Consider the following 22,286-nt stretch of genomic DNA (forward strand, 5'->3'; position numbering starts at 1 on the left):
GCTTAGTCCAGATATTCGCCCTTGACGCGCAGCACTGGCACGTCGTGCTCCAGCCCTTCGGCGATCAGCGCGCTGACGGCGCCGGGCTCGAGATCCGCTCCCCGTGGCAGTTCGACACCAACCGCCGTCATTTGCCGCACGAGATCCGGGTCGGCGAGTGCTGCGCGCAAGGCGTCGTTTAGTTTCTGACGCACCGGAACGGGCGTTCCCCTCCGCACGAAGATCGCGTTCCAGGAGCGGAGTTTCACGCCCGGAAAGCCGGCCGCTGCCGCAGTGGATATTTGAGGCGCCTGCGGCAGGGGTTGATCACTCAGCGCCGCGATTGCCTTGATCGTTCCGCCGAGCACTTGAGGTAGCGCCGTGGTGGTCTGGTCACACATGAAGTCGACGTGACCACCCATGAGGTCGTTCATCGCTGGGGCAACGCCGCGATAGGGAACATGGGTGATGTTCAGTTTCAGGTTTGACAGCAGCAGAACGCAGGCATAGTGCGAAATCGATCCGACGCCAGCGCTGCCATAGGTGAGTTTATCGCGGTTGGCACGGGCATAGGTGACGAACTCATGTAGATTGGATGCCGGCAGGTCCGACTTCGCGACAAGAAGTGTGGAAGCCATCCCTGCGAGCCCCACAGGCTCGAAGTCGGCGGTTGGGTCGTAAGGAAGGCGCTTGTAGAACGCGACATTGGCGACATGTGTGCCGATGGTGCCAAACCCGAGCGAATATCCATCCGCAGGCGCCTTTAGCAATTTGGTTAGGCCGATGGTGCCGCTGGCGCCGCCAACATTTTCCACGATGATCGATTGCTTCAAGTGGGCGGCCATGGCTTGAGCCACCGCCCGGCCAAGTGCATCGCTCGGGCCACCGGCGGGAAACGGAACGATCAGCGTCAATTGCCTCTCGGGAAACTCCTGAGCCGTTGCCGCAGAGATGTTCAATCCGACTGCGAAGATGGCGGCCAACGTGCGAGATATCATGAAAAGTCCTCCAGCCACGGAACGAGGTCGTCGAGGTTCGGAGATTCTTTCTCGGCTGCCGGCGCGCCCTCCGGACGAGCCAAGCCCACGCGATTGTGCCAGTAGGTGCGCAGCCCGACGGCTGAGGTGCCGATGAGGTCGTAGCCGGAGCCTGCGACAAACGCTGCGTCCGCGGCCGACACGCCCAGCATGTCCAACGCAAGACGATAGGGGCGGGTGTCGGGCTTATAGAAGCCGGCCTCTTCCGCGGTGATCACGACGTCCCATTGTGTGCGGAGGCGGGCGGCGGCCATTCGTCCAAGGCGCGTCGAGCAATTGGTCACGACTGCCAGGCGCGCGCGTCCTGCCAACTGGTCTAGCGCAGCCTGCGCCCCGCTCCAGACCGGGAGGGACATCCAATTTGCTTCGAGGGCGTCTGCCGTCGACGGCGCGAGACCGGTTGCGCGCGCAGCCTGGCGGACCAGACTGTCATACGGAACATACCTCCCGCAACCATACGTCAGGCGGAGATACTCGGCCCTCCAGGCTCGGCCCGATGCTTCGGATCCGGCGGCGGCATTCCAGACGCTCCAAGAATCGAGGAGCGCCGTGAGAAGATCGAAAAGAACGGCGCGGGGCATGGTCATTGTCAAACTTCTATCACTTTCGTGATCAGTTGTGATTAAGTATGATTGTCTCTTCCCTTCAGGAAAATTGAATGATTGCGCTTGAGGATTTTCGGTTCGTGGTCGCCCTGAGCCGAACCGGCTCGCTAAGCGGGGCAGCGAGGGCGCTCGATGTCACGCCGCCGGCGCTTTCCATGCGATTGAAAAAACTGGAGGCCGTTCTCGGGATCAATCTTGTCGTCCGCAACTCCCGAGGGCTGCGCTTCACGCCGGAAGGCGAACAACTCGTTCATGAAGCCCAGTCTCTGTTGGCGCGCATCGATGATCTCGGGAACAGTCTCAGCGGCGGCGTATTTGCCGGCCCCCTAAGGGTTGTCGCGCCGTTCGGCTTTGGCAGGATCCATGTCGCGCCCGTCATGGCGGCATTCATTCGCGACTACCCACAGGTGCGTGCAACGCTGGATCTTTCCGAAACGCCGTGGAACAGCAATGTCGAAGCTGACGTCGTCATCTATATTGGGACAGTCCGGGATTCCTCGTGGATCGCTCATCTTCTTGCCCGCAACGCGCGCTGGGTGTGCGCCAGTCCCGACTATCTTCGACGACGCGGAACGCCGTCACATCCTCGCGACCTGGCGCAGCATGCATGTCTCTCCGTTCGCGAAAACGAAGAGGACGTGACGCTGTGGCGCTACAAGAGCAGCCACGCGTCATCCAGGCGATCAGAAGCGCTTCGAATAACTCCGGCACTCACGAGCAACAATGGTGAGGTCGTTCGCGAGTGGGCTATTGCAGGGTTGGGCATCGCACTCAGGTCCGAATGGGACGTGGCGCCATCCGTTAAGAGGGGCGAGCTGCGTCGGCTGTTTCGTGAATATGAATTCGAAGGCGCCGATATTCTGGCTTTGGTGCCAACGCGTCGCGGGGTCTCAGCTCGTGTTTCGCATTTTGTTGAAAGCCTCAAAGCCCGCTTTCAACCGAGGCCGCCTTGGCGAAGTATTTGACGTGCATGCCACTCGGCAGCGGGACAACCGGCAATGTCCGCTATGGGCGCGGCAGGGCGGGGTCATGGCCCAGAGCCGAACCGGGCAGGACAGCGGCGCGGCCGTGCGACCGCGCCGCTGTGACGCTGTTATGTGGAGGCCCTAGTCCTCGTAAGGCGCGTAGGCTGACGTGCCCCAGCGAGGCCCTTCATAGCCGTAACCAGGACCCCAATATCCGTAGGTGTTGGTGGGGTGCCAACTGCTGCCGATGCGCTGGCATTGGCCGACGCCGGCCATCAACTGGCCGCCGCTCATGGCGGGCCCAGCGGCGCCGACTGCTTCTCCAGCTGGTGGGGTGCACGGGCCGGGACCGCGTCCCGCAGCGAGGCTGGGGCTTGCAGTTGCGAGCGGCAAAGTCGCGGCCAGAGTTGCGGCGACGCTCACGAGTTTCGTACGTGTCATGGTTGTCTCCATGTTCGGGTTCAACGGGAGACCAATCCCTCCTGCTTCGAGACGTTCCGCGCGGAACGGTCGCGATTTCGCGAGCAAAAAAGGTTTCCTCTGGTTTCACGGAACGCGGTGAATCCATTCACGTAGCGCGCCGTCACGGGCGCATCATCATCTGCGAGCCACCAGCACACCAACGAGGAAGGCCACCAGCAGCGACGGCAGCGGGGCGTCGCGCACCACCAGTGCTGCTCCGGGACCAGTTTCGGCGATCGCACCCTAGGCGCGGGATCGATGCTCCATTGTGATGCGAGTTCGGCGATCTCGCTTTGCGCGAGGCGCACGCCGTCGCGGACGCGAAAGATCGCCGCATCGGACCGCTCGCGCGGCGCGAGCAGCATCAAGGTTTCGACGGCGGTGCGCAGCGTCATCTCGCCGTAGCCTTGCAGCCTTACCTGCTCCTCGGGGTCGGACGTCATGCGAAATCCCTCGCAGCGCCAATTCTTCATGACGCGAAGTGCTTTGCATGGAAATGGCCGCCGCCGAGCTTGGTTCCCTGCGCGGCGCGAATCGGCGGGCCGACTATTTCCGCAGCAGCTCGCTCAAGGCCGCCGTCGCTTCGGCGCAGCGGATGTCGTCGATCTCCCGCGACAGGCTGAGCGCGCTCGATCTCAGCTCCTCGAGCTTCCAGCTGTCCGGATGCTGGTTTTCGAGCTGACCGAGACGCTTGTTCAGATCGTCCAGTCTCGATTGAAGCTGCCCGATGCTGGCGGCCCCATTCACTTTCCAAACGCGTTGTGCACGCATCGTCGTTCCCCTGATAGTCTCACGGCCTTGTGAGAGCGGTTCATGGCCGGAATGGGAGTTTGTTTTGTCCGGCTTCAGACGGTGGGGAACCGTTGCAGATCGGCAACGAAGTTCTTGTTTGGTGCTCACCCAGCGCCGCACGATGGTACCCGCAGGGACAGAATTTGATTGTGCCCTCAGTAGGGGGCGCCGAGGAAGCCTGTGCGCGCGATGATAGGCTCGGGCCGGGCGCACTTGAAAAAGATGAGGAATGACGCGTGACGAGAATTGTGACCATTGCAGCCGGCCAGCTCGGACCGATCGCGAGGAGCGAGACCAGGACCGCGGTGGTGGCGCGGCTGATGGCGTTGATGCGCGAGGCGCGGGCCTGCGGCTGCGACCTGATCGTCTATCCCGAGCTGGCCCTGACCACGTTCTTTCCGCGCTGGTACTTCGAGGATCAGGCCGAGATCGACAGCTTCTTCGAGCGCGAGATGCCGGGTCCCGAGACGCAGGCGCTGTTCGATCTCGCCCGCGAGCTCGGCATCGGCTTCTGCCTCGGCTATGCCGAGCTGACGCTCGAGGCCGGGATTGTCAGGCGCTACAACACGTCCATCCTCGTCGACAAGAGTGGCGCGATCGTCCTGAAATATCGCAAGGTGCATCTGCCCGGCCATGCCGAGCACGAACCGTGGCGCGAATTCCAGCATCTGGAGAAGCGCTATTTCGAGCCCGGCAGCGGCTTCGGCGTGGTCGATGCCTTCGGCGGGTTGATGGGCATGGCGATCTGCAACGACCGCCGCTGGAGCGAGACCTATCGCGTGATGGGCCTGCAGGGCGTCGAGATGGTGCTGATCGGCTACAACACGCCCGTGCACAATCCGCCCGCGCCGGAGCATGACGATCTCTCGCTGTTCCACAATCATCTGGTGATGCAGGCCGGCGCCTATCAGAATGGCACATTCGTGGTCGGGGTCGCCAAGGCCGGTGTGGAGGAGGGCGTCGACCACATCGGCGGCAGCTGCATCATCGCGCCCTCGGGCGAGATCATTGCGGCCTGCACGACAAAGGGCGACGAGATCGCGCTGGCGCGCTGCGATCTCGATCTCTGCAGTTCCTACAAGCGCACCACCTTCAATTTCGACGTGCACCGCCAGCCGCGCGCCTACGGCGTGATCGTCGAGCGGAAGGGCGTGACGATCATGGCGGATGGGACGCCGGTGCCGCGCAGGGGGTGACGCTCTCTCCTTCGTCATTGATTCCCTTCACGACCACGTGTGTTTATTTGGAAACGTTCATTCCCTATTATCCCGCAATGCAAAAGACCGCGCGCCGCTCCCGGCCTGCCGCCCGTCTGCCCGGCCGTCCCCGGGAATTCGACATGGACACCGCGCTCGACCGCGCCGTGCGTGTGTTTCGCGAGCGCGGCTATCATGCCACCTCGATCGGGGACCTCACTGCGGCGATGCGGCTCGCGACGGGAAGCATCTACAAGGCGTTTCGCGACAAGCATGCGGTGTTTCTCGCCGCCTTCGAGCGCTACACGGCCCTGCGCCAACAGCAGACCCGCAGCGCGGCGGCGCGTGGTGCAAACGGTCGCGAGCAAATCCGCAACGTGCTGCTGTCCTATGTCGAGCACTCCCGGGGAATCGAGGGGCGGCGCGGCTGCCTCGTGGTCGGCAGCGCGGTCGAACTGTCCGCGCTCGATCCGGTCGTGGGTGCCCGCGTCAGCACACAGCTCGCGAGCAACGAGAGCTTCATCGCCGGCCTCATCCGCGCCGGACAGGCCGATGGCTCGATCCCCCGCCATGTCCTAGCCGACGACACCGCGCGGCTGATGCTCTGCATCACGCAGGGAATGCGCGTCGTCGGCAAGGCGCGTCTGCCGCTCGACGCAGGGCGTCTCGTCGGCGCCGCAATGAAGCTGCTCGCCTGAATTTTTTGTCAGAATAGGGAATGACCATTCCCTATACCCTACCTAATGGCCATTTCCCTGCGCCTTACCTGGAGTCCATGCGAATGACGATGAATGCCACGATCGAGACCGCACCCGGGCCGGATGCGGTATCGCAGCGTCTTACCTTCGTGCTTGCCGCGGCCTGCGGCATGGTCGCCGCCAACATCTATTATGCGCAGCCGCTGATCGCCCCGATCAGCGCCGCGCTCGGCCTGTCGCATGCAGCTAGCGGGCTGATCGTGACGATGACGCAGATCGGCTACGGCACCGGGCTGCTGCTGATCGTGCCGCTCGGCGATCTCGTCGAGAACCGCGCGCTGATCTGCTCGGTGATCATGCTCGGCGCCGCGGCGCTGCTCGCCGCGGCGTTCGCAACCCATGCGCTGCCGTTCCTGCTCGCCGCACTGTTCATCGGCCTCGGCTCGGTCGCGGTGCAGATCATCATCCCCTATGCGGCGCATCTGGCGCCTGAAGCCATCCGCGGCCGCGTCGTCGGCAACGTCTCGACCGGCCTGATGCTCGGCATCATGCTGGCGCGTCCGGTGTCGAGCTTCGTCACCGCCTTGCTGTCGTGGCACGCAGTGTTCTTCGCCTCCGCTGCGCTGATGATCGTGCTCGCAGCCGTGCTCCGGATGACGCTGCCGAAGCGCAAGCCGGTCACGCGGATGCATTACGGCCAATTGCTGCTGTCGATGCCGGATCTGGCCACGCCGCTGCTGCGGCGCCGCGCGCTCTACCAGGCGAGCCTGTTCGGCGCCTTCACCCTGTTCTGGACGGTGGCGCCGCTCCAGCTCGCCGGCGAGTTCGGCTTCTCCCAGCGCGGCATCGCGCTGTTCGCGCTGGCCGGCGTCGCCGGCGTGTTCGCAGCACCGATCGCCGGGCGCCTCGCGGACCGCGGCCATAGCCGGATCGCGACGCTGGTCGCGATGCTGCTCACGGCCGTCGGCTTCCTCGTGACCTCCATCGGCGCTCCCGGCTCGATGCTGAACCTCGCCTGTCTGGTGGTGGCCGCGATTGCAATCGATGTCGGCGTCCAGGGCAATGTGGTGCTGGGCTTCCGTGCCATCTTCGCGCTCGGGCACGAGCACCGCAGTCGCCTCAATGGTCTCTACATGGCGACGTTCTTCGCCGCCGGCGCGGTCGGCTCGGCGGTCGGAGCCTGGGCGTTCGCACAGGGCGGCTGGACGCTCGCATCGGCCATTGGCCTTGCTTTGCCTGTCGCGGGGTTGCTCTACGCGCTGACCGAGTAGCGGCCGCCGCCGGAACGGTGCGGCCGACCTCGCGATGACGCAATTTCCATCTCGCGGACTGGTTGCGGTTGTAGTACTTTCGTCGCAACGCACCTGGTTAACGGGCGGCAGGGGGGATGCTGATGAAACGTGCGGGGCTGTTTGGCGCACGGCGGGTACGGCCATGGTCGTGGCGGGCGTTTCTGCTCGGACTAGCCGTCGTCGCGGTGTCGGCCGTGGTTCAGGGCATCTGCGTCCTGCTCGGCGCAAAGTTCTATTTCGCAGCGTTCCTGCCCGGCCTGTTTGTGCTTGCGCTGATGGCGGGTGCACCGGCGGCGGCATTCGCCGCGCTGCTCACCGTGCCGCTGGTGTGGTGGGCGTTCATCCCGCCCTTCTTCGAGCTCAATGCGCTGACCAGCGCGCATGCCGATTCCATCAACCTGTTCTGTCTTCTTGCCGTCCTCCTGATCGGCCTTGCCGATCTCTGCCGCGCGACGATGACGATCGTCAGAAGCGGCGGGCTGAAGCCTTCGGGCGAGAGCGCGGCAACGAATCCGCAATAAATCGAGCCGCGCGCGTTGCGCCCGAGCAACAGTCCGGCAACCATCCGCGAACTTGCCGCGCGCCGCTAACTTTTCGAAAAAGATTTGGCCGCAGTTTCTCCCGCGGGAATGACGAGGGAGTTTTCGGACATGAACGGTCACGCCATCCTGGAGAACGTGCGCCGCTACCGCGGCATCGCATCGCTCTATCGCCAGACCGCAGCGTTCCGCCCGGGCCAGAGCTGGTCGCTGCTGGAGCAGGCGAGCGAGTGGGAGGCGCGGGCGCTGTCGGAGCTGGAAGCCTATTTCGCCTCGCGCACGGACCACGCCGCCCCGCTCGCGGCCTGATCGCCGGCCATCGGCGCGCCCCTGAACCGGCTCGCCGAAGGCGCGACCGCCACGGGCAACTACGGAGTTGTCTCCGCATCCTTCTGTGCTAGCAACGGCCGAGACATTCTTCACGTCGGCCGGGGCACGCGATGACCACCTTCAACCGCATCTTCACGACGGAGCGCCTGCTCCAGATCATCGTGGTGCTGGCGGCGACGCTCGCCATGAAGCTGATGAGCTGAGCGAAGCCCGGCTATCGTCCGCCTAGCTCGGGCAAATCAGGCAGATAGTTCGAGCCTTCCGAGCCGAGAAAATCGAACATCGCCTGCGCGGGCGGCAACAGCACCTTGTCGCTGCGGCGGATCACGTACCATTGCCGCACGATCGGCAGGCCCGCGACGTCGAGCACGACGAGCCGGCCCTCGGCGAGCTCATGCGCCACGGTGTGAGCCGAGATGAAGGCGATGCCGAGCCCGGCGATGACCGCCTGCTTGATGGTCTCGTTGCTGCTCATCTCCATGCCGATGATCGGCTCGAGTTCCGATTTCTGGAACATGCCCTCCATCAGCGTCCGCGTGCCCGAGCCGGGCTCGCGGGTGAGGAAGGTCTCGTGCACGAGATCGGTCAGGCTGAGGCCGGAATCCTTCTCCAGCCAATGGCCCTTGCGCGCGACGATGATGTGCGGGTTGCGCCCGAGCTGGCGGACGTCGACGGTGACGTCGGCCGGTGGCCGACCCATTACCGCGAAGTCGAGGTCGTAGCCGTGCATGGCCTCGCGGATCTCCTCGCGATTGCCGATGGTGAGCTTGATCTCGATCTTGGGGTAGCGCTTGGAAAACGCCGCGATCGCATGCGGCACGAAATATTTCGCGGTCGAGACCGCGCCCAGATGCACGGTGCCCCCGGTCCGCCCCGCGAGCAGGTCGAGCGCGCCCTGGCAATCGGTGATCGCGGCTTCGACCCGTTCGGCCAGCGCCAGCACCTCCCTGCCGGCTTCCGTCAGGAGCATGCCGTCGCCGGTTCGCTGCACCAGGGGCAGGCCGGCCAGGTCCTGCAGCTGCCGCAGCTGCTGGGTCACGGCCGGCTGGGTCAGCCCGAGATGGCTCGACGCCGCCGTCACGCTGCCTTTGGCCGAGAGCGCCGCGAGCGAGCGCAGTTGCCGGATCGTCAGATGCCGGAGCTGGGCCGCTGCATGGCCGGCGCCATTATAAGAAAATTCTTTGAGGCTCATTATGATTAGAAATTTTCCTTATTAAGCGGCCCCTGTCAATCTCCTGATGCCGGCACTGACTGCGACCTGCCTCCACCGGGAGGGAATGGATGCGGCACCGGCAAAGGGATGGACGCAGATGACCGGGCAACTCAGGCTGGACGACCACCTTCAACGGTATTCCGAGACCGCGCCGTATGCGCTGGCCGTGGCAGCCGCGGTCGATGCTATCGCGGCCGGGGCGATCGAGATTGCCGATCTCATCGCCAGCGGCGATCTCGCCGACGCCTCGGGCCTGACCACCGGGCGCAACAGCGACGGCGATCTCCAACGCGACCTCGACGTCCAGGCGGACGCGATCCTGCGCCGCTGCCTCGGCCGGCTGCCGATCGCGGCGCTGGCGTCGGAAGAGATGCGCGAGGCCCAGATCGTCGATCGTCAGGGGCGAATCTGCATCGCGATCGATCCGCTCGATGGCTCCTCCAACATCGACATCAACATGACCGTCGGCACGATCTTCTCGATCTTGCCGGCCCCCGATGATCTCTCACTCGCCTTTCAGCAGCGCGGCTCGGCGCAGCTCGCGGCGGGCTTCGTCACCTACGGTCCGCAGACCTCGCTGGTGCTGACGCTCGGCGACGGCGTCGACATCTTCACGCTCGATCGCAAGGCGGGCTGCTTCCGCTTCGCGCGCAGCGGCGTGCAGATCGCCGAAGCCTGCGAGGAGTTCGCGATCAACGCCTCGAACCGCCGGCATTGGGATCCGCCGGTGCGCGCCTTCATCGACGAATGCCTCGCCGGCGTCGACGGGCCCGCCAACCACGATTTCAACATGCGCTGGATCGGGTCGCTGGTCGCGGAGGCTTATCGCATCCTCACCCGTGGCGGCGTGTTTCTCTACCCTTCCGATGCGCGGCCCGGCTACGGCGACGGCCGTCTGCGCCTGACCTACGAGGCGCACCCGATGGCGATGATCATCGAGCAGGCCGGCGGCTCGGCCTCGACCGGGCGCGAGCGCATCCTCGATCTGTCGGCGCAAAACCTGCACCAGCGCGTGCCGCTGATCATGGGCTCGAGCAACGAGGTGCGGCGCGCCGAGGAGCTGCACTGCGACCCGCTGCTGGTCGCCAGCGTCTCGGCGCCGCTGTTCGCGCGGCGCGGATTCTTCCGGCTCTGAGCGAGGCGCCGATGTCCAGAAAGCATCCGATCATTTCCATCACCGGTTCCTCCGGCGCCGGCACCACCTCCGTCAAGAAGACCTTCGAGCAGATCTTTTTCCGCGAGAAGGTCAACGCCGTCTACATCGAGGGCGACGCCTTCCACCGCTACGACCGTGCCGAGATGCGTGCGCAGATGGCGAAGGAGGCCGAGCGCGGCAACAAGCATTTCAGCCATTTCAGCCCCGAGACCAATTTGTTCGAGGAGCTGGAGCGCGCCTTCCGCGACTACGGCGAGACCGGCACCGCGGTGACGCGGCACTACGTCCACGACGCCGAGGAATCGGCGCTGCATGGCGCGGCACCAGGCACCTTCACCGACTGGAAGCAGCTGCCGGAGGATTCGGACCTGCTGTTCTACGAGGGCCTGCACGGCGCCGTGGTCACCGATAAGGTGAACGTCGCGCGCTATGCCGACCTCAAGATCGGCGTCGTGCCCGTCATCAATCTCGAATGGATCCAGAAGCTGCACCGCGACCGCAGCGCACGCGGCTATTCGACCGAGGCCGTCACCGACACCATCCTGCGGCGGATGCCCGACTACATCCACTACATCTGTCCGCAATTCACCGAGACCGACATCAACTTCCAGCGCGTCCCGACCGTGGACACCTCCAATCCATTCATCGCGCGCTGGATCCCGACGCCGGACGAATCGATGGTGGTGATCCGCTTCAAGAATCCGCGCGGTATCGACTTCCCCTATCTGCTCTCGATGCTGCCGCAGAGCTGGATGTCGCGCGCCAATTCGATCGTGTGCCCGGGCGCGAAGCTGGACCTGGCCATGCAGCTGATCCTGACGCCGCTGATCATGCAGCTGATCGAGCGCAAGCGCAGCCTGAAGTGAACAGGGAGAGACTCCGATGAACATCTCCGTCCATGCCGAAGCCGACCTCAATGCGGTCACGCACAACGATCTCGCCAATGCCGTCCGCTTCCTCGCGGTCGATGCCATCGAGGCAGCGCAGTCAGGCCATCCCGGGCTGCCCATGGGCATGGCTGATGTCGCGACTGTGCTGTTCTCGCGTTTCCTGAAATTCGACTCCGCGCACCCCAATTGGCCTGACCGCGACCGCTTCGTGCTGTCGGCGGGGCATGGCTCGATGCTGCTCTATGCGCTGTTGCATCTCACCGGCGGCGATATCAGCCTCGACGACATCAAGGCCTTTCGCCAGTGGGGCTCGAAGACGCCGGGTCATCCTGAATATGGCCACACGGCTGGTGTCGAGACCACGACGGGACCGCTGGGCCAGGGCATTGCGACCGCGGTCGGCATGGCGCTCGCCGAGCGGATGGCGAATGCGCGGCATGGCGATGGGCTCGTCGATCACTTCACCTATGTCATCGCGGGCGATGGCTGCCTGATGGAAGGCCTCAGCCAGGAGGCGATCTCGCTGGCCGGTCATCTCGGGCTCGGCCGGCTGATCGTGCTGTTCGACGACAACGGCATCTCCATCGACGGTCCGACCTCGCTGGCGACATCGGACGACCAGCTCGCGCGCTTCGCCGCCTCCGGTTGGTCGGTGCGCCGCGTCGACGGGCATGATCCCGCAGCGGTGGCGCAGGCGATAGCGGAGGAGCGGGAGACCGCAAAGCCGTCGCTGATCGCCTGTCGCACAATCATCGGCTATGGCGCGCCTGATAGACAGGGCACCGAGAAAGTGCATGGCGCGCCGCTCGGCACCGAGCAGACGGCAGCGGCGCGGCGGACGCTGGGTTGGGACTATCAGCCTTTCGTGGTGCCGATCCCGGTGCTCAAGGCGTGGCGGATGATCGGGCAGCGCGGGCAGGTCGACCGCCTCGCCTGGCTCGATCGCTACGAAGGAGCGACGCCGGAGCAGCGCGACCTGTTCGTCGAGGGCAAAGCCGTGACTCTGCCCGCCGCCTATGCGCTGGCCGCGGCGAAATTGCGTGAGCACTTTGCATCCGAGCGGCCGAAGCTGGCGACGCGGCAGGCCTCGCAACAGGTGCTCGAGGGAATCGCGGGAACAATTCCCGGCCTGGTCGGCGGCTCCGCGGACCTCACCCATTCGAACCTGACGCATGCCAAGGCGCAGGCGCCGGTCAAGAGCGGTGCGTTCGCCGGCGACTACATCCATTATGGCATTCGCGAGCACGGTATGGCCGCGGCGATGAACGGCCTCGCGTTGCATGGCGGCTTCATCCCCTATGGCGGCACGTTCTTGGCGTTCTCCGATTACAGCCGGCCGGCGATCCGCCTGGCGGCCTTGATGCGGCTGCGCGTCATCCATGTCATGACCCACGACTCCATCGGGCTCGGCGAGGACGGCCCGACGCATCAGCCGGTCGAGCATCTCGCGGCGTTGCGCGTCCTTCCCAACCTGCTCGTGTTCCGCCCCGCCGATGCGGTGGAGACGCTGGAAGCCTGGGATTGCGCGCTCGCGGCGGAGCATCGCCCCTCAGTGCTATGCCTGTCGCGGCAGGCCCTGCCGACCTTCCGCAGCGATGCGCGCGGCAGAAACCACGTAGCGAACGGAGCCTATCTCGTCATCTCGCCGGATGGTGGCCGCGACGTGACGCTCATCGCAACCGGCTCGGAAGTCTCGATGGCGCTGGAAGCCGCACGCTTGCTCGCGACCGAACACGTTCGCGCCGCAGTGGTCTCGGCGCCGTGTTTCGCACTGTTCGAGGAGCAGCCGGAGGATTACCGCGCCTCGGTGCTCGGCACCGCGCCGCGTGTCGGTGTCGAGGCCGCTGTCGCCGGCGACTGGCATCGCTGGATCGGCACCGACGGTGAGTTCGTCGGCATGCGCGGCTTCGGCGCCTCGGCCCCGGCGTCGGTGCTGTACCGCGAATTCGGCATCACGCCGCAAAGCATTGCGGAAGCGGCCCGCCGGGCGATCGCCCGCAAGAGCCAATAAGGAGGACGCCCCTTGGCCCGTATTACTCTCCGCCAATTGCTCGATCACGCTGCCAGCCACGGCTACGCCGTGCCGGCGTTCAACATCAACAACATGGAGCAGGGCATCGCCATCATGCAGGCGGCGGCTGCGGTCGATGCGCCGGTCATCATCCAGGCCTCGCGCGGCGCGCGCAGCTATGCCGGCGATCTCATGCTTTCGCACATGATCGACGCGCTGGAGCGGACTTATCCGGACATTCCGCTCTGCATGCACCAGGACCACGGCAATGACGAGGCGACCTGCGCGTCCGCCATCGCCCACGGGTTTACCTCGGTCATGATGGACGGCTCGCTCAAGGCCGATGCCAAGACGGCGGCCGACTATGATTACAACGTCGCGATCACGCGCCGCGTCGTCGATCTCGCCCATTGGGTCGGCGCTTCCGTCGAAGGCGAGCTCGGCGTGCTCGGCTCGCTCGAGCACGGCGGCGGCGAACAGGAGGATGGCCACGGCGTCGAGGGCAAGGTCGGCCACGACCAGCTCTTGACCGATCCGGATCAGGCCGTCGACTTCGTTCGCGCGACCAAGGTCGATGCGCTCGCGATCGCGATGGGCACCTCGCACGGTGCCTACAAGTTCAGCCGCAAGCCGGATGGCGATATCCTGGCGATGCGGGTGGTCGAGGAGATCCACGGCCGGCTGCCGAACACGCATCTGGTCATGCATGGCTCCTCCTCGGTGCCGCAGCCGCTGCAGGACATGTTCAACCAGTTCGGCGGCGAGATGCCGCAGACCTGGGGCGTGCCGGTCGAGGAGATCGTTCGCGGCATCCGCAGCGGCGTGCGCAAGGTCAATATCGACACCGATTGCCGGCTGGCGATGACCGCGGTGTTCCGCAAGGTGGCGGCGGAAACGCGCTCCGAATTCGATCCGCGCAAGTTTCTCAAGCCGGCGATGGACGCAATGCGCGAATTGTGCCGCGAGCGGTTCGAGCAGTTCGGTACCGCAGGCCACGCCAGCAAGATCAAGGTCATTCCGATGAGCGAGATGGCGCGGCGCTATCGCGCCGGCGAGCTCGACCCGCGCATCGATGCCCGCGAGCCGGTTGCCGCCTAACCAATCAGAAAGAGCAGAGAAAAGAGCAGGAGAGAGACATGAACGCACATGCAGGCACGGTCCGCGGCAAGGAGCGCTATCGCTCCGGCGTGATGGAATACAAGCGCATGGGCTATTGGGAGCCCGACTACACGCCAAAGGACACCGACGTCATCGCGCTGTTCCGCGTCACGCCGCAAGACGGCGTCGACCCGATCGAGGCCTCAGCCGCTGTGGCAGGCGAATCCTCGACCGCGACCTGGACGGTGGTGTGGACCGATCGCCTGACCGCGGCCGAGAAGTATCGCGCCAAGTGTTATCGCGTCGATCCCGTTCCGGGCTCGCCGGGCTCGTATTTCGCCTACATCGCCTATGATCTCGACCTGTTCGAGCCGGGCTCGATCGCCAACCTCTCGGCCTCGATCATCGGCAACGTGTTCGGCTTCAAGCCGCTGAAGGCGCTGCGGCTCGAGGACATGCGCTTTCCCGTCGCCTATGTGAAGACCTTCCAGGGACCGGCGACCGGCATCGTGGTGGAGCGCGAGCGGCTCGATAAGTTCGGCCGGCCGCTGCTCGGCGCGACCGTGAAGCCGAAGCTCGGTCTGTCCGGCCGCAATTACGGCCGCGTGGTCTATGAGGCGCTGAAGGGCGGGCTCGATTTCACCAAGGACGACGAGAACATCAACTCGCAGCCCTTCATGCATTGGCGCGATCGCTTCCTCTATTGCATGGAGGCGGTGAACCGCGCGCAGGCCGCTTCCGGCGAGGTGAAAGGGACCTACCTCAACGTCACCGCGGCCACCATGGAGGACATGTACGAGCGTGCGGAGTTCGCCAAGGAGCTTGGCTCGGTGATCGTGATGATCGACCTCGTGATCGGCTACACTGCGATCCAGTCGATGGCCAAGTGGGCGCGGCGCAACGACATGATCCTGCATCTGCATCGCGCCGGCCACTCCACCTATACGCGGCAGAAGAGCCATGGCGTGTCGTTCCGCGTCATCGCGAAATGGATGCGGCTTGCCGGTGTCGACCACATCCACGCCGGCACGGTGGTGGGCAAGCTCGAAGGCGATCCCAACACCACGCGCGGCTATTACGACGTCTGCCGCGAGGACTTCAATCCGACCAAGCTCGAGCATGGCCTGTTCTTCGACCAGTCCTGGGCGAGCCTCAACAAGATGATGCCGGTAGCCTCCGGCGGCATCCATGCCGGGCAGATGCACCAGCTGCTCGACCTGTTAGGCGAGGACGTCGTGCTGCAGTTCGGCGGTGGCACCATCGGCCATCCCATGGGCATTGCGGCCGGCGCGACCGCCAACCGCGTGGCGCTGGAAGCGATGATCCTCGCCCGCAACGAGGGCCGCGACTATGTCCACGAGGGCCCGGAGATCCTGGACAAGGCGGCCCAGACCTGCACGCCGCTGAAGGCTGCGCTCGAGGTCTGGAAGGACGTCACCTTCAACTATCAATCCACCGACACGCCGGACTTCGTGCCGACCGCGCTGGAAACCGTCTGAGGAGATTTGAGATGAAGATCACCCAGGGCTGCTTCTCGTACCTGCCGGATCTGACCAACGAGCAGATCACCAGCCAGGTGCAGTATTGCCTCGCCAATGGCTGGGCGGTGAACATCGAGTTCACCGACGATCCGCATCCCCGCAACACTTATTGGGAGATGTGGGGCCTGCCGATGTTCGATCTCCAGGACGCCGCCGGCGTAATGATGGAGCTCGCCGAGTGCCGCAGGGTCTATGGTAACAGCTACATCCGCATCAGCGGCTTCGATGCCAGCCACGGCTGGGAATCGGTGCGGATCTCCTTCCTCGTCAACCGGCCGAAGCAAGAGACGGAGTTCGAGCTGGTGCGGCAGGAGTTCGGCGGCCGTGCGGTCCGCTACACCACGGTTCGAAAGCCGGCGGCGCACGCGCCAGCTTGAGTCATCCGCTTCCGCGCGGAGCTCTCCCTGCTTCGCATCCTTGGCGGACAACTGCTTCGCCGCCTTGCTCGCGGCGAAGCTCTTTTCTTCGAGGGTAGTCATGCTTGATGTCCCCCACGCAACCACGACCGAACACAGCGAGACCCATTTCGATCTCCGCAAAGAGGCTGAAGCGGCCGGGATCACCGAGACGCTGCAACAGCTCGATCGGGAGCTGATCGGGCTCAAGCCGGTCAAGAACCGCGTGCGCCAGATCGCCTCGCTGTTGCTGATCGAGCGCATCCGGCAGCGTGCGGGCCTGGCTTCCGCGCCGCCGACGCTGCACATGTCGTTCACCGGCAATCCTGGAACAGGCAAGACCACCGTCGCTCTGCGCATGGCCAGGATCCTGCACGGCCTCGGCTTCGTGCGTCGCGGGCAGGTGATCTCGGTGACGCGCGACGATCTGGTCGGCCAGTACATCGGCCACACCGCGCCGAAGACCAAGGAGATCCTGAAGAAGGCAATGGGCGGCGTGCTGTTCATCGACGAGGCCTATTACCTGCATCGTCCCGACAACGAACGCGACTATGGTCAGGAATCGATCGAGATCCTGCTCCAGGTGATGGAGAACCAGCGCGAGGACCTCGTCGTGATCCTCGCCGGCTACGGCGAGCGGATGACGAGTTTCTTTGGCTCAAACCCCGGCTTCCGCTCGCGCATCGCCCACCACATCGAATTCCCTGACTACGCGGAGGCCGAGCTGCTCGTCATCGCCGAGCTGATGCTGAAGGAGCGTGGCTATCGCTTCTCGGCTGCGGCGCGAGAGGCGTTCGAGAAGTACATCGCGCTGCGTCGGACCCAGCCGTTCTTCTCCAACGCGCGCTCGATCCGCAACGCCGTCGACCGCATCCGCCTGCGGCAGGCCGATCGGCTGGTGTCCGATCTCAATCGCATGCTCGATGTCGCCGACCTCGAAACCATCGATGCCATGGACGTGCTCGCGAGCCGGGTGTTCAGCGGCGGTGCGGATGCGCGGAGTGCAGTGCCATGACGAAGGAGATCATGATCGCTCCCTCGATCCTCGCCGCGGATTTCGCGCGCCTCGGCGAAGAGGTCGCCGCGATCGACGCCGCTGGGGCCGACTGGATCCATTGCGACGTCATGGACGGACATTTCGTGCCGAACATCAGCTTCGGTGCCGACGTCATCAAGGCGATACGGCCGATGACGAGGAAAGTCTTCGATGTGCATCTGATGATTGCGCCGGCCGATTCCTACCTCGAGACCTTTGCCAAGGCCGGGGCTGATGTGATCACGGTGCATGCGGAAGCCGGCCCGCATCTCGACCGCTCGCTCCAGGCGATCCGAGCGCTCGGCCGCAAGGCTGGCGTCAGCCTTTGTCCGTCGACGCCGGAAGCGGTGATCGAGTATTTGCTCGATCGTATCGATCTCGTGCTGGTGATGACGGTCAATCCGGGTTTTGGCGGCCAATCCTTCATCACATCGCAGATCGACAAGATCAGGCGGATCAGGACCATGATCGGCGAGCGGCCGATCCGGCTGGAGGTCGACGGCGGTATCACGCGCGATAATGCCGCGGCCGTGGCTGCAGCGGGCGCCGACACGCTGGTCGCCGGCTCCGCCGTGTTTCGCGGCAAGGGCGCTGGCGAATATGCCGCTAATATCGCGGCTATTCGAATCGCCGCGGAGATCGGCCGGGCTCCGAGGCTGCAAGATAGTTCCTCGCCCACGAAGCGGGCAGAAGAAAGTGCGCTCATCCGGTAGATTACGGATCAGTTGCGGACCGCTGCTGGGGTCCCAGTGCGCCAAGAGAAGAATCGATGAACGACCGCGCAATGCTAAGCCTCTCAATTTGCGGTTTGGGAACGCTATGAGAGCGCGGATGCAGAACGACGGTAATTGTGGGCATGAAGCCTGCACGCCGCGAGGCGTGCCGCGAGGCGGCATCCTGGCCGCGGCCGTTGCAGGTCGCGGTCAATCTGTCGCCGGTCCAGTTCCAGGTGGGCGATCTCGAGCGCTCGATCCACCAGATTCTGTTGGAGACGGGGCTGACGCCGACGCGGCTCGAGGTCGAGATCACGGAGGGCGTGCTGATCGGCGATTTCACCCGCGCGCTCAACCTGCTGCGGCGGCTGAAGGCGCTCGGCATCCGCATCGCCATGGACGATTTCGGCACCGGCTATTCCTCGCTGTCCTATCTGCAGTCGTTCCCGTTCGACAAGATCAAGATCGACCGCAGTTTCATCTCCAACCTGGAGGCGACGCCGAAATCGGCCGAGATTGTCCGCGCCGTCCTGAGCCTGGCGCACGCGCTGAAGATCCCGGTCATTGCCGAGGGAGTGGAGACGGAAGCCCAGCGTGCTTTCCTGGCGCGCGAGGCCTGCGAGGAGATGCAAGGCTATCTCGTCGGCCGGCCTGATCTGATCGAACGCTATCTCGACTTGGTCGGCGTCGCCGTGGAGCGCCGCCTCTCCGCCTAGCGTTGGGCACACAGTTCCAAACGGACGTTTGGAACTAAAATCCTTACCGGCACTTCTCGAAAATCAACTTGGTTCAGGCGCGTTGTGTGCGCAGCAAATGTTTTGCATAAACGCCATCGGCCTGACGCAAATCAGGGCAATAAGCCCGTGAACGCGAGGGAGGGTCTCATGGAGAACGTACGTCGCTACCGGGCGCTGGCGTCCCTCTGCCGTCAGCAGGCGGCCTACCGGCCGCTCCAGAACTGGGAACTCCTCGGCCAGGCCGAACATTTCGAACATCTCGCCGAAATCGAGCTCAAGGCGCATTTCGACGCGTGCAATGTGCATCGCGAGAAGGACGCCGCCGCGTCGGCGCCGTGGGAGGCTCCCGTCGCGGCGTGACGGCGCCAAGGCGGCTCATCAATGCGACATCAGCGTCGAGACCGTCATGGCTTCCAGCATGGCGCGGGTGACACCCCCGAGAACGCGTTCCTGCAACCGCGAATGGCCGTAGCCGCCCATCACCAGGAGATCGAGACTCTCGTCGGCCGCCAGCGACAGAATGATCGGCTGAATGTCGGCGCGCGTGGCGGTCAGGCTGACCGTGCGGGTGGACAATCCGCGCCGGCCGAGATGTCTGGCCAAGCCGCTCGCTGAAGCTTCGCCGGAGACGTCGTCGGTCTCGTTGACGGTGATGATCACGATCTCTTCGGCGCGCGCCAGGAACGGAGCTGCGTCGCGCATGGCGCGGGCGGCAACGCGACTGCCGTCCCAGCAGATGCCGATCCGCTTCGCCTTGAAGGCTCCCCGGAAGGTGTAGGGCAGGAACAGCACCGGGCCGCCCGCCCGGAACAGGATCTCGCTCGGCACGTCGTTGTCGAACGAGCCCTGCGCCGGATCGGGCTGGAGCACCACGTTGAGATCGTGCAGCCGTGCCATCTCGCCGAGCGAGCCGGCGGCATCCGCGGGGATCGCGCCGAGTGCGTGGCAGGTATAGGAGATGCCGGCGTTCGCCGCCTCGCTCTTGAATACCGCGAGCGCCGCCTCGGCCCGCTCCACGGCGCGCTCGCGCTCCAGCTCGAACACGGCCGCCACCGCCGCGCCGCCTTCCATGACGTAAGCTGTACTGGTGGCGACATAGCCGACCGCGACCGCGTCGAGATGCGCGTTGAGCTTCGCCGCGAGCGAGACCGAGCCCTCGATCGCGGGACGCATGGGACGTTCGGTGGGAATGTGGACGAGAATGTCTTTGTACATGGCGCGCCTCCGCTGAGCATCATCCGATGGTCGCAGTTTCTCCCTGCGCGAAGGCGACGCGTTGAGCTGTATCAAACGTCCGGATTGCCTGCTGCGCCCGCTCATCCATTCTTTGCCGAGATTTAATCGGACGGACGGGACGTCGTAAGGTGGCAGCGACCATGTTGAGGGCAAGGCGACACCTGCTCAACATGGACATTTCGACATGAACGATCGCGTCAATTCCGACATCAACACTTCTCGCAAGATCTTGCGGCCGCGGCGGCTCGCGCTGCTCGGCACCGTGGCCGCGCTGGGCGTGGCCGCCCTGGCCGTTGCGCCAGGCGCCACGCCGTACGGCATCAACTCCTTGATTGCGCCGGCTCAGGCGGCCGAAGCTGCCGCGACGCCGCCCGGCTTCGGCGATCTCGTCAGCAGGGTCAAACCCGCTGTGATCTCGGTGCGGGTCAAAATCGATCAGGACAACGACAAGAGCGCGATGCTGCAGCAGAACCGGATGGATTCGGACGAGGACACGCCGTTCGACCAGTTCTCGCGACAGTTCGGTTTCCGCTTTCCGGGCGGCGCGAACGGCATGCCACGCCAGCGCCACCAGATGATCACGGGCGAAGGCTCCGGCTTTTTCATCTCCGCCGACGGCTATGCCGTGACCAACAATCACGTCGTCGATCGCGCCGAGTCCGTGCAGGTGACGATGGACGACGGCACGACCTACACCGCGAAAGTGGTCGGCACCGATCCGAAGACCGATCTCGCGCTGATCAAGGTCGACGGCAAGAAGGACTTTCCGTTCGTCAAGTTCTCCGACCAGAAGCCGCGCATCGGCGACTGGGTGGTCGCGGTCGGCAATCCCTTCGGTCTTGGCGGCACCGTGACCGCCGGCATCGTCTCGGCCAGCGGCCGCGACATCGGCAACGGTCCCTATGACGACTTCATCCAGATCGACGCGCCGATCAACAAGGGTAATTCCGGCGGCCCGGCCTTCGACATGAACGGCAACGTGATCGGCGTGAACACTGCGATCTTCTCGCCCTCGGGCGGCTCGGTCGGCATCGGCTTCGATATCCCGGCTTCGACCGCCAAGCTCGTCGTCGCGCAATTGAAGGACAAGGGCGCGGTCACCCGGGGCTGGCTCGGCGTGCAGGTGCAGCCGGTGACGTCGGATATTGCCGACAGCCTCGGGCTCAAGGAGGCGCGCGGCGCGATCGTCGACAATCCGCAGGATGGCAGCCCGGCGGCGAAGGCCGGCATCCAGGCGGGCGATGTCATCACCGCCGTCAACGGCACCACGATCAAGGACTCCCGCGACCTCGCCCGCACCATCGCCGGCTTGGCGCCGGGCACGTCCGTGAAGCTCGATGTCTTCCGCAAGGGCGACAGCAAGACGATGACCCTGGTGCTCGGCGAACTGCCGAATGAGCGCCAGGCTAAAGGCAATGGCAATGCCGACGAGGGCAGGGGACAGTCGGGTGCCGGCACGCCGCGCCTCGGCCTCAGCCTGGCGCCCGCAGGTGACGTCCAGGGCGCAGGCCAGAACGGCGTCGTCGTCACCGAGGTTGATCCGCAAGGCCCGGCCGCGCAACGGGGCATCCGGACCGGCGACGTCATCCTCAATGTCGGCGGCAAGGCTGTCAGCAATGTCGGCGAGGTCCGCTCCGAGCTGGCGCAGGCCAAATCGTCGGGCAAGCGCAGCGTGCTGCTTCAGGTCAGAAGCGCGGAGGCCACCCGCTTCGTTGCGGTGCCACTCGCATAGCGCGAACTCGACCCTCACAAATCCAGGAAGGCGGCCTTCGGGCCGCCTTTTGCACACACGTCACGTCCGCACCAGGCCGGTCACATTCTCGTTAACGGCAGGGATGATGACCTGGTGCGTCCGAAAAAGCCGTGTTCGCTGATCACACTCGCAAGACGCCTCAGTGCTCTGCGGCAACGCCGCCGCCGACCGGGTTGCAAGCGTGGAACTTCGAGCCTCCCGGCGCTTTGTGGAACTCGCCGGTGGTTCACAAGTGATCGGTGCCATCATGGATCGACTGAAGCTCTCGCTCAGGAGTGCGCTGCTCGTGGTGCCATTGGTGCTCTCGGGTGAAAACGCGCTCGGGCGCGACGACGGCCGCTACGCGAATTCTCCTCTGAAGCCATGGTTCGACAGTTTGCGCAGCCATCTCGGTCCGTGCTGCTCGGATGCCGACGGTTTCGCCCTCGCCGATCTCGACTGGGAGTCGCACAACGGGCGCTACCGTGTCCGCATCGACGGGCAGTGGATCGACGTGCCGGACGAGGCCGTCATCACCGAGCCGAACCGCGCCGGCCGCACCATGGTGTGGCCGGTCAAGACTGCGTTCGGGATTTCGATCCGCTGCTTTATGCCGGGGAGCATGATCTGAGA

At 64.9% G+C, this 22,286-nt stretch carries 24 protein-coding genes and 1 pseudogene; 19 read left to right on the plus strand and 6 right to left on the minus strand.

Features of this window, described 5'->3' with window-relative positions:
• Positions 1–2: 2 nt before the first annotated feature.
• Both ACVWYQ_RS34625 and ACVWYQ_RS34630 read right to left on the minus strand, forming a co-directional pair.
• Complete coding sequence (locus ACVWYQ_RS34625) at positions 3–962, minus strand: tripartite tricarboxylate transporter substrate-binding protein (protein WP_456727019.1); 960 nt, start codon at positions 960–962, stop codon at positions 3–5.
• A gap of 11 nt (positions 963–973) precedes the next feature.
• Positions 974–1,603: an HAD-IA family hydrolase gene (locus tag ACVWYQ_RS34630; protein ID WP_275496926.1), complete on the minus strand. Its 630-nt coding sequence runs from the start codon at positions 1,601–1,603 to the stop codon at positions 974–976.
• Between the two features lie 71 nt (positions 1,604–1,674).
• Here ACVWYQ_RS34630 and ACVWYQ_RS34635 point away from each other — a divergent pair, with 71 nt between their 5' ends.
• On the plus strand, positions 1,675–2,586 hold the full coding sequence (locus ACVWYQ_RS34635) for a LysR family transcriptional regulator (protein ID WP_404543066.1): 912 nt from the start codon (positions 1,675–1,677) through the stop codon (positions 2,584–2,586).
• 141 nt (positions 2,587–2,727) lie between these two features.
• On the opposite strand, the gene ACVWYQ_RS34640 is transcribed toward ACVWYQ_RS34635, so the two are convergent.
• Positions 2,728–3,027 carry a hypothetical protein gene (locus ACVWYQ_RS34640; protein WP_404543064.1) on the minus strand — a complete coding sequence of 100 codons (300 nt, stop codon included), beginning with the start codon at positions 3,025–3,027 and terminating at the stop codon, positions 2,728–2,730.
• A gap of 20 nt (positions 3,028–3,047) precedes the next feature.
• Entirely contained in the window at positions 3,048–3,491 is a 444-nt protein-coding gene (locus tag ACVWYQ_RS34645; protein ID WP_404543062.1) for a hypothetical protein, read from the minus strand.
• Between the two features lie 47 nt (positions 3,492–3,538).
• Between ACVWYQ_RS34645 and ACVWYQ_RS34650 the strand changes: the two genes are divergently transcribed.
• The 6 genes from ACVWYQ_RS34650 to ACVWYQ_RS34675 all read left to right on the plus strand — a co-directional run bounded on the left by ACVWYQ_RS34650 (position 3,539) and on the right by ACVWYQ_RS34675 (position 7,874).
• Entirely contained in the window at positions 3,539–3,730 is a 192-nt protein-coding gene (locus tag ACVWYQ_RS34650; RefSeq protein ID WP_275496925.1) for a hypothetical protein, read from the plus strand.
• Positions 3,731–4,076: 346 nt separating this feature from the next.
• A complete protein-coding gene (locus ACVWYQ_RS34655; RefSeq protein ID WP_404543061.1) occupies positions 4,077–5,036 on the plus strand; it encodes an N-carbamoyl-D-amino-acid hydrolase in 960 nt (319 codons plus the stop codon).
• A 77-nt stretch (positions 5,037–5,113) separates the two neighbouring features.
• Positions 5,114–5,734: a TetR/AcrR family transcriptional regulator gene (locus ACVWYQ_RS34660; protein WP_404546287.1), complete on the plus strand. Its 621-nt coding sequence runs from the start codon at positions 5,114–5,116 to the stop codon at positions 5,732–5,734.
• A gap of 83 nt (positions 5,735–5,817) precedes the next feature.
• Entirely contained in the window at positions 5,818–7,005 is a 1,188-nt protein-coding gene (locus ACVWYQ_RS34665) for an MFS transporter (protein ID WP_456727020.1), read from the plus strand.
• A gap of 122 nt (positions 7,006–7,127) precedes the next feature.
• A complete protein-coding gene (locus tag ACVWYQ_RS34670) occupies positions 7,128–7,547 on the plus strand; it encodes a DUF4118 domain-containing protein (RefSeq protein ID WP_157286987.1) in 420 nt (139 codons plus the stop codon).
• Between the two features lie 129 nt (positions 7,548–7,676).
• Positions 7,677–7,874, plus strand: coding sequence for a hypothetical protein (locus tag ACVWYQ_RS34675; RefSeq protein WP_157286986.1), 198 nt, complete (start codon positions 7,677–7,679; stop codon positions 7,872–7,874).
• A gap of 235 nt (positions 7,875–8,109) precedes the next feature.
• On the opposite strand, the gene ACVWYQ_RS34680 is transcribed toward ACVWYQ_RS34675, so the two are convergent.
• Complete coding sequence (locus ACVWYQ_RS34680) at positions 8,110–9,087, minus strand: LysR family transcriptional regulator (RefSeq protein WP_456727021.1); 978 nt, start codon at positions 9,085–9,087, stop codon at positions 8,110–8,112.
• 118 nt (positions 9,088–9,205) lie between these two features.
• On the opposite strand from ACVWYQ_RS34680, the gene ACVWYQ_RS34685 reads away from it, so the two are divergent.
• The 10 genes and pseudogenes from ACVWYQ_RS34685 (at position 9,206) to ACVWYQ_RS34730 (ending at position 19,045) form a co-directional block, all read left to right on the plus strand.
• Complete coding sequence (locus ACVWYQ_RS34685) at positions 9,206–10,243, plus strand: class 1 fructose-bisphosphatase (RefSeq protein ID WP_271542590.1); 1,038 nt, start codon at positions 9,206–9,208, stop codon at positions 10,241–10,243.
• Positions 10,244–10,254: 11 nt separating this feature from the next.
• Positions 10,255–11,130 (plus strand): phosphoribulokinase, encoded by an 876-nt coding sequence (locus ACVWYQ_RS34690; RefSeq protein ID WP_036003856.1) that lies wholly within the window; start codon positions 10,255–10,257, stop codon positions 11,128–11,130.
• 16 nt (positions 11,131–11,146) lie between these two features.
• Positions 11,147–13,165, plus strand: coding sequence for a transketolase (tkt, locus tag ACVWYQ_RS34695; RefSeq protein WP_271542588.1), 2,019 nt, complete (start codon positions 11,147–11,149; stop codon positions 13,163–13,165).
• A 12-nt stretch (positions 13,166–13,177) separates the two neighbouring features.
• Positions 13,178–14,263 (plus strand): class II fructose-bisphosphate aldolase, encoded by a 1,086-nt coding sequence (gene fba / locus ACVWYQ_RS34700; RefSeq protein WP_271542586.1) that lies wholly within the window; start codon positions 13,178–13,180, stop codon positions 14,261–14,263.
• Between the two features lie 38 nt (positions 14,264–14,301).
• Entirely contained in the window at positions 14,302–15,762 is a 1,461-nt protein-coding gene (locus ACVWYQ_RS34705; protein WP_271542584.1) for a form I ribulose bisphosphate carboxylase large subunit, read from the plus strand.
• A gap of 11 nt (positions 15,763–15,773) precedes the next feature.
• Positions 15,774–16,181, plus strand: a complete 408-nt coding sequence (locus ACVWYQ_RS34710) for a ribulose bisphosphate carboxylase small subunit (protein ID WP_271542582.1) — start codon at positions 15,774–15,776, stop codon at positions 16,179–16,181.
• A gap of 100 nt (positions 16,182–16,281) precedes the next feature.
• Positions 16,282–17,214 carry a CbbX protein gene (cbbX, locus tag ACVWYQ_RS34715; RefSeq protein WP_271542580.1) on the plus strand — a complete coding sequence of 311 codons (933 nt, stop codon included), beginning with the start codon at positions 16,282–16,284 and terminating at the stop codon, positions 17,212–17,214.
• Positions 17,211–17,948 carry a ribulose-phosphate 3-epimerase gene (gene rpe / locus ACVWYQ_RS34720; RefSeq protein WP_271542578.1) on the plus strand — a complete coding sequence of 246 codons (738 nt, stop codon included), beginning with the start codon at positions 17,211–17,213 and terminating at the stop codon, positions 17,946–17,948. Before cbbX ends, rpe begins: the two co-directional genes overlap by 4 nt.
• Before the next feature lie 158 nt (positions 17,949–18,106).
• A pseudogene (locus ACVWYQ_RS34725) lies at positions 18,107–18,664 on the plus strand (EAL domain-containing protein); the annotation flags it as partial.
• 168 nt (positions 18,665–18,832) lie between these two features.
• Positions 18,833–19,045, plus strand: a complete 213-nt coding sequence (locus ACVWYQ_RS34730) for a hypothetical protein (RefSeq protein WP_271542576.1) — start codon at positions 18,833–18,835, stop codon at positions 19,043–19,045.
• 18 nt (positions 19,046–19,063) lie between these two features.
• On the opposite strand, the gene ACVWYQ_RS34735 is transcribed toward ACVWYQ_RS34730, so the two are convergent.
• The gene (locus tag ACVWYQ_RS34735; RefSeq protein ID WP_271542575.1) at positions 19,064–19,900 is read right to left on the minus strand and encodes a universal stress protein; all 837 of its coding nucleotides are present in this window, start codon (positions 19,898–19,900) and stop codon (positions 19,064–19,066) included.
• Positions 19,901–20,105: 205 nt separating this feature from the next.
• On the opposite strand from ACVWYQ_RS34735, the gene ACVWYQ_RS34740 reads away from it, so the two are divergent.
• Complete coding sequence (locus ACVWYQ_RS34740; RefSeq protein WP_404652926.1) at positions 20,106–21,653, plus strand: Do family serine endopeptidase; 1,548 nt, start codon at positions 20,106–20,108, stop codon at positions 21,651–21,653.
• A 268-nt stretch (positions 21,654–21,921) separates the two neighbouring features.
• Positions 21,922–22,284 carry a hypothetical protein gene (locus ACVWYQ_RS34745; protein ID WP_404543056.1) on the plus strand — a complete coding sequence of 121 codons (363 nt, stop codon included), beginning with the start codon at positions 21,922–21,924 and terminating at the stop codon, positions 22,282–22,284.
• Positions 22,285–22,286 lie beyond the last annotated feature (2 nt).

This window comes from Bradyrhizobium sp. USDA 3397, assembly GCF_054060965.1.

Coding starts and splice junctions, on each gene's coding strand:
- ACVWYQ_RS34630 (WP_275496926.1), bottom strand. CDS start 1,603: ATGACCATGCCCCGCGCCGTTCTTTTCGATCTTCTCACGGCGCTCCTC.
- ACVWYQ_RS34635 (WP_404543066.1), top strand. CDS start 1,675: ATGATTGCGCTTGAGGATTTTCGGTTCGTGGTCGCCCTGAGCCGAACC.
- ACVWYQ_RS34640 (WP_404543064.1), bottom strand. CDS start 3,027: ATGACACGTACGAAACTCGTGAGCGTCGCCGCAACTCTGGCCGCGACT.
- ACVWYQ_RS34645 (WP_404543062.1), bottom strand. CDS start 3,491: ATGACGTCCGACCCCGAGGAGCAGGTAAGGCTGCAAGGCTACGGCGAG.
- ACVWYQ_RS34650 (WP_275496925.1), top strand. CDS start 3,539: ATGGAAATGGCCGCCGCCGAGCTTGGTTCCCTGCGCGGCGCGAATCGG.
- ACVWYQ_RS34660 (WP_404546287.1), top strand. CDS start 5,114: ATGCAAAAGACCGCGCGCCGCTCCCGGCCTGCCGCCCGTCTGCCCGGC.
- ACVWYQ_RS34665 (WP_456727020.1), top strand. CDS start 5,818: ATGACGATGAATGCCACGATCGAGACCGCACCCGGGCCGGATGCGGTA.
- ACVWYQ_RS34670 (WP_157286987.1), top strand. CDS start 7,128: ATGAAACGTGCGGGGCTGTTTGGCGCACGGCGGGTACGGCCATGGTCG.
- ACVWYQ_RS34675 (WP_157286986.1), top strand. CDS start 7,677: ATGAACGGTCACGCCATCCTGGAGAACGTGCGCCGCTACCGCGGCATC.
- ACVWYQ_RS34680 (WP_456727021.1), bottom strand. CDS start 9,087: ATGAGCCTCAAAGAATTTTCTTATAATGGCGCCGGCCATGCAGCGGCC.
- ACVWYQ_RS34685 (WP_271542590.1), top strand. CDS start 9,206: ATGACCGGGCAACTCAGGCTGGACGACCACCTTCAACGGTATTCCGAG.
- ACVWYQ_RS34690 (WP_036003856.1), top strand. CDS start 10,255: ATGTCCAGAAAGCATCCGATCATTTCCATCACCGGTTCCTCCGGCGCC.
- tkt (WP_271542588.1), top strand. CDS start 11,147: ATGAACATCTCCGTCCATGCCGAAGCCGACCTCAATGCGGTCACGCAC.
- ACVWYQ_RS34705 (WP_271542584.1), top strand. CDS start 14,302: ATGAACGCACATGCAGGCACGGTCCGCGGCAAGGAGCGCTATCGCTCC.
- ACVWYQ_RS34710 (WP_271542582.1), top strand. CDS start 15,774: ATGAAGATCACCCAGGGCTGCTTCTCGTACCTGCCGGATCTGACCAAC.
- cbbX (WP_271542580.1), top strand. CDS start 16,282: ATGCTTGATGTCCCCCACGCAACCACGACCGAACACAGCGAGACCCAT.
- rpe (WP_271542578.1), top strand. CDS start 17,211: ATGACGAAGGAGATCATGATCGCTCCCTCGATCCTCGCCGCGGATTTC.
- ACVWYQ_RS34730 (WP_271542576.1), top strand. CDS start 18,833: ATGGAGAACGTACGTCGCTACCGGGCGCTGGCGTCCCTCTGCCGTCAG.
- ACVWYQ_RS34735 (WP_271542575.1), bottom strand. CDS start 19,900: ATGTACAAAGACATTCTCGTCCACATTCCCACCGAACGTCCCATGCGT.
- ACVWYQ_RS34740 (WP_404652926.1), top strand. CDS start 20,106: ATGAACGATCGCGTCAATTCCGACATCAACACTTCTCGCAAGATCTTG.
- ACVWYQ_RS34745 (WP_404543056.1), top strand. CDS start 21,922: ATGGATCGACTGAAGCTCTCGCTCAGGAGTGCGCTGCTCGTGGTGCCA.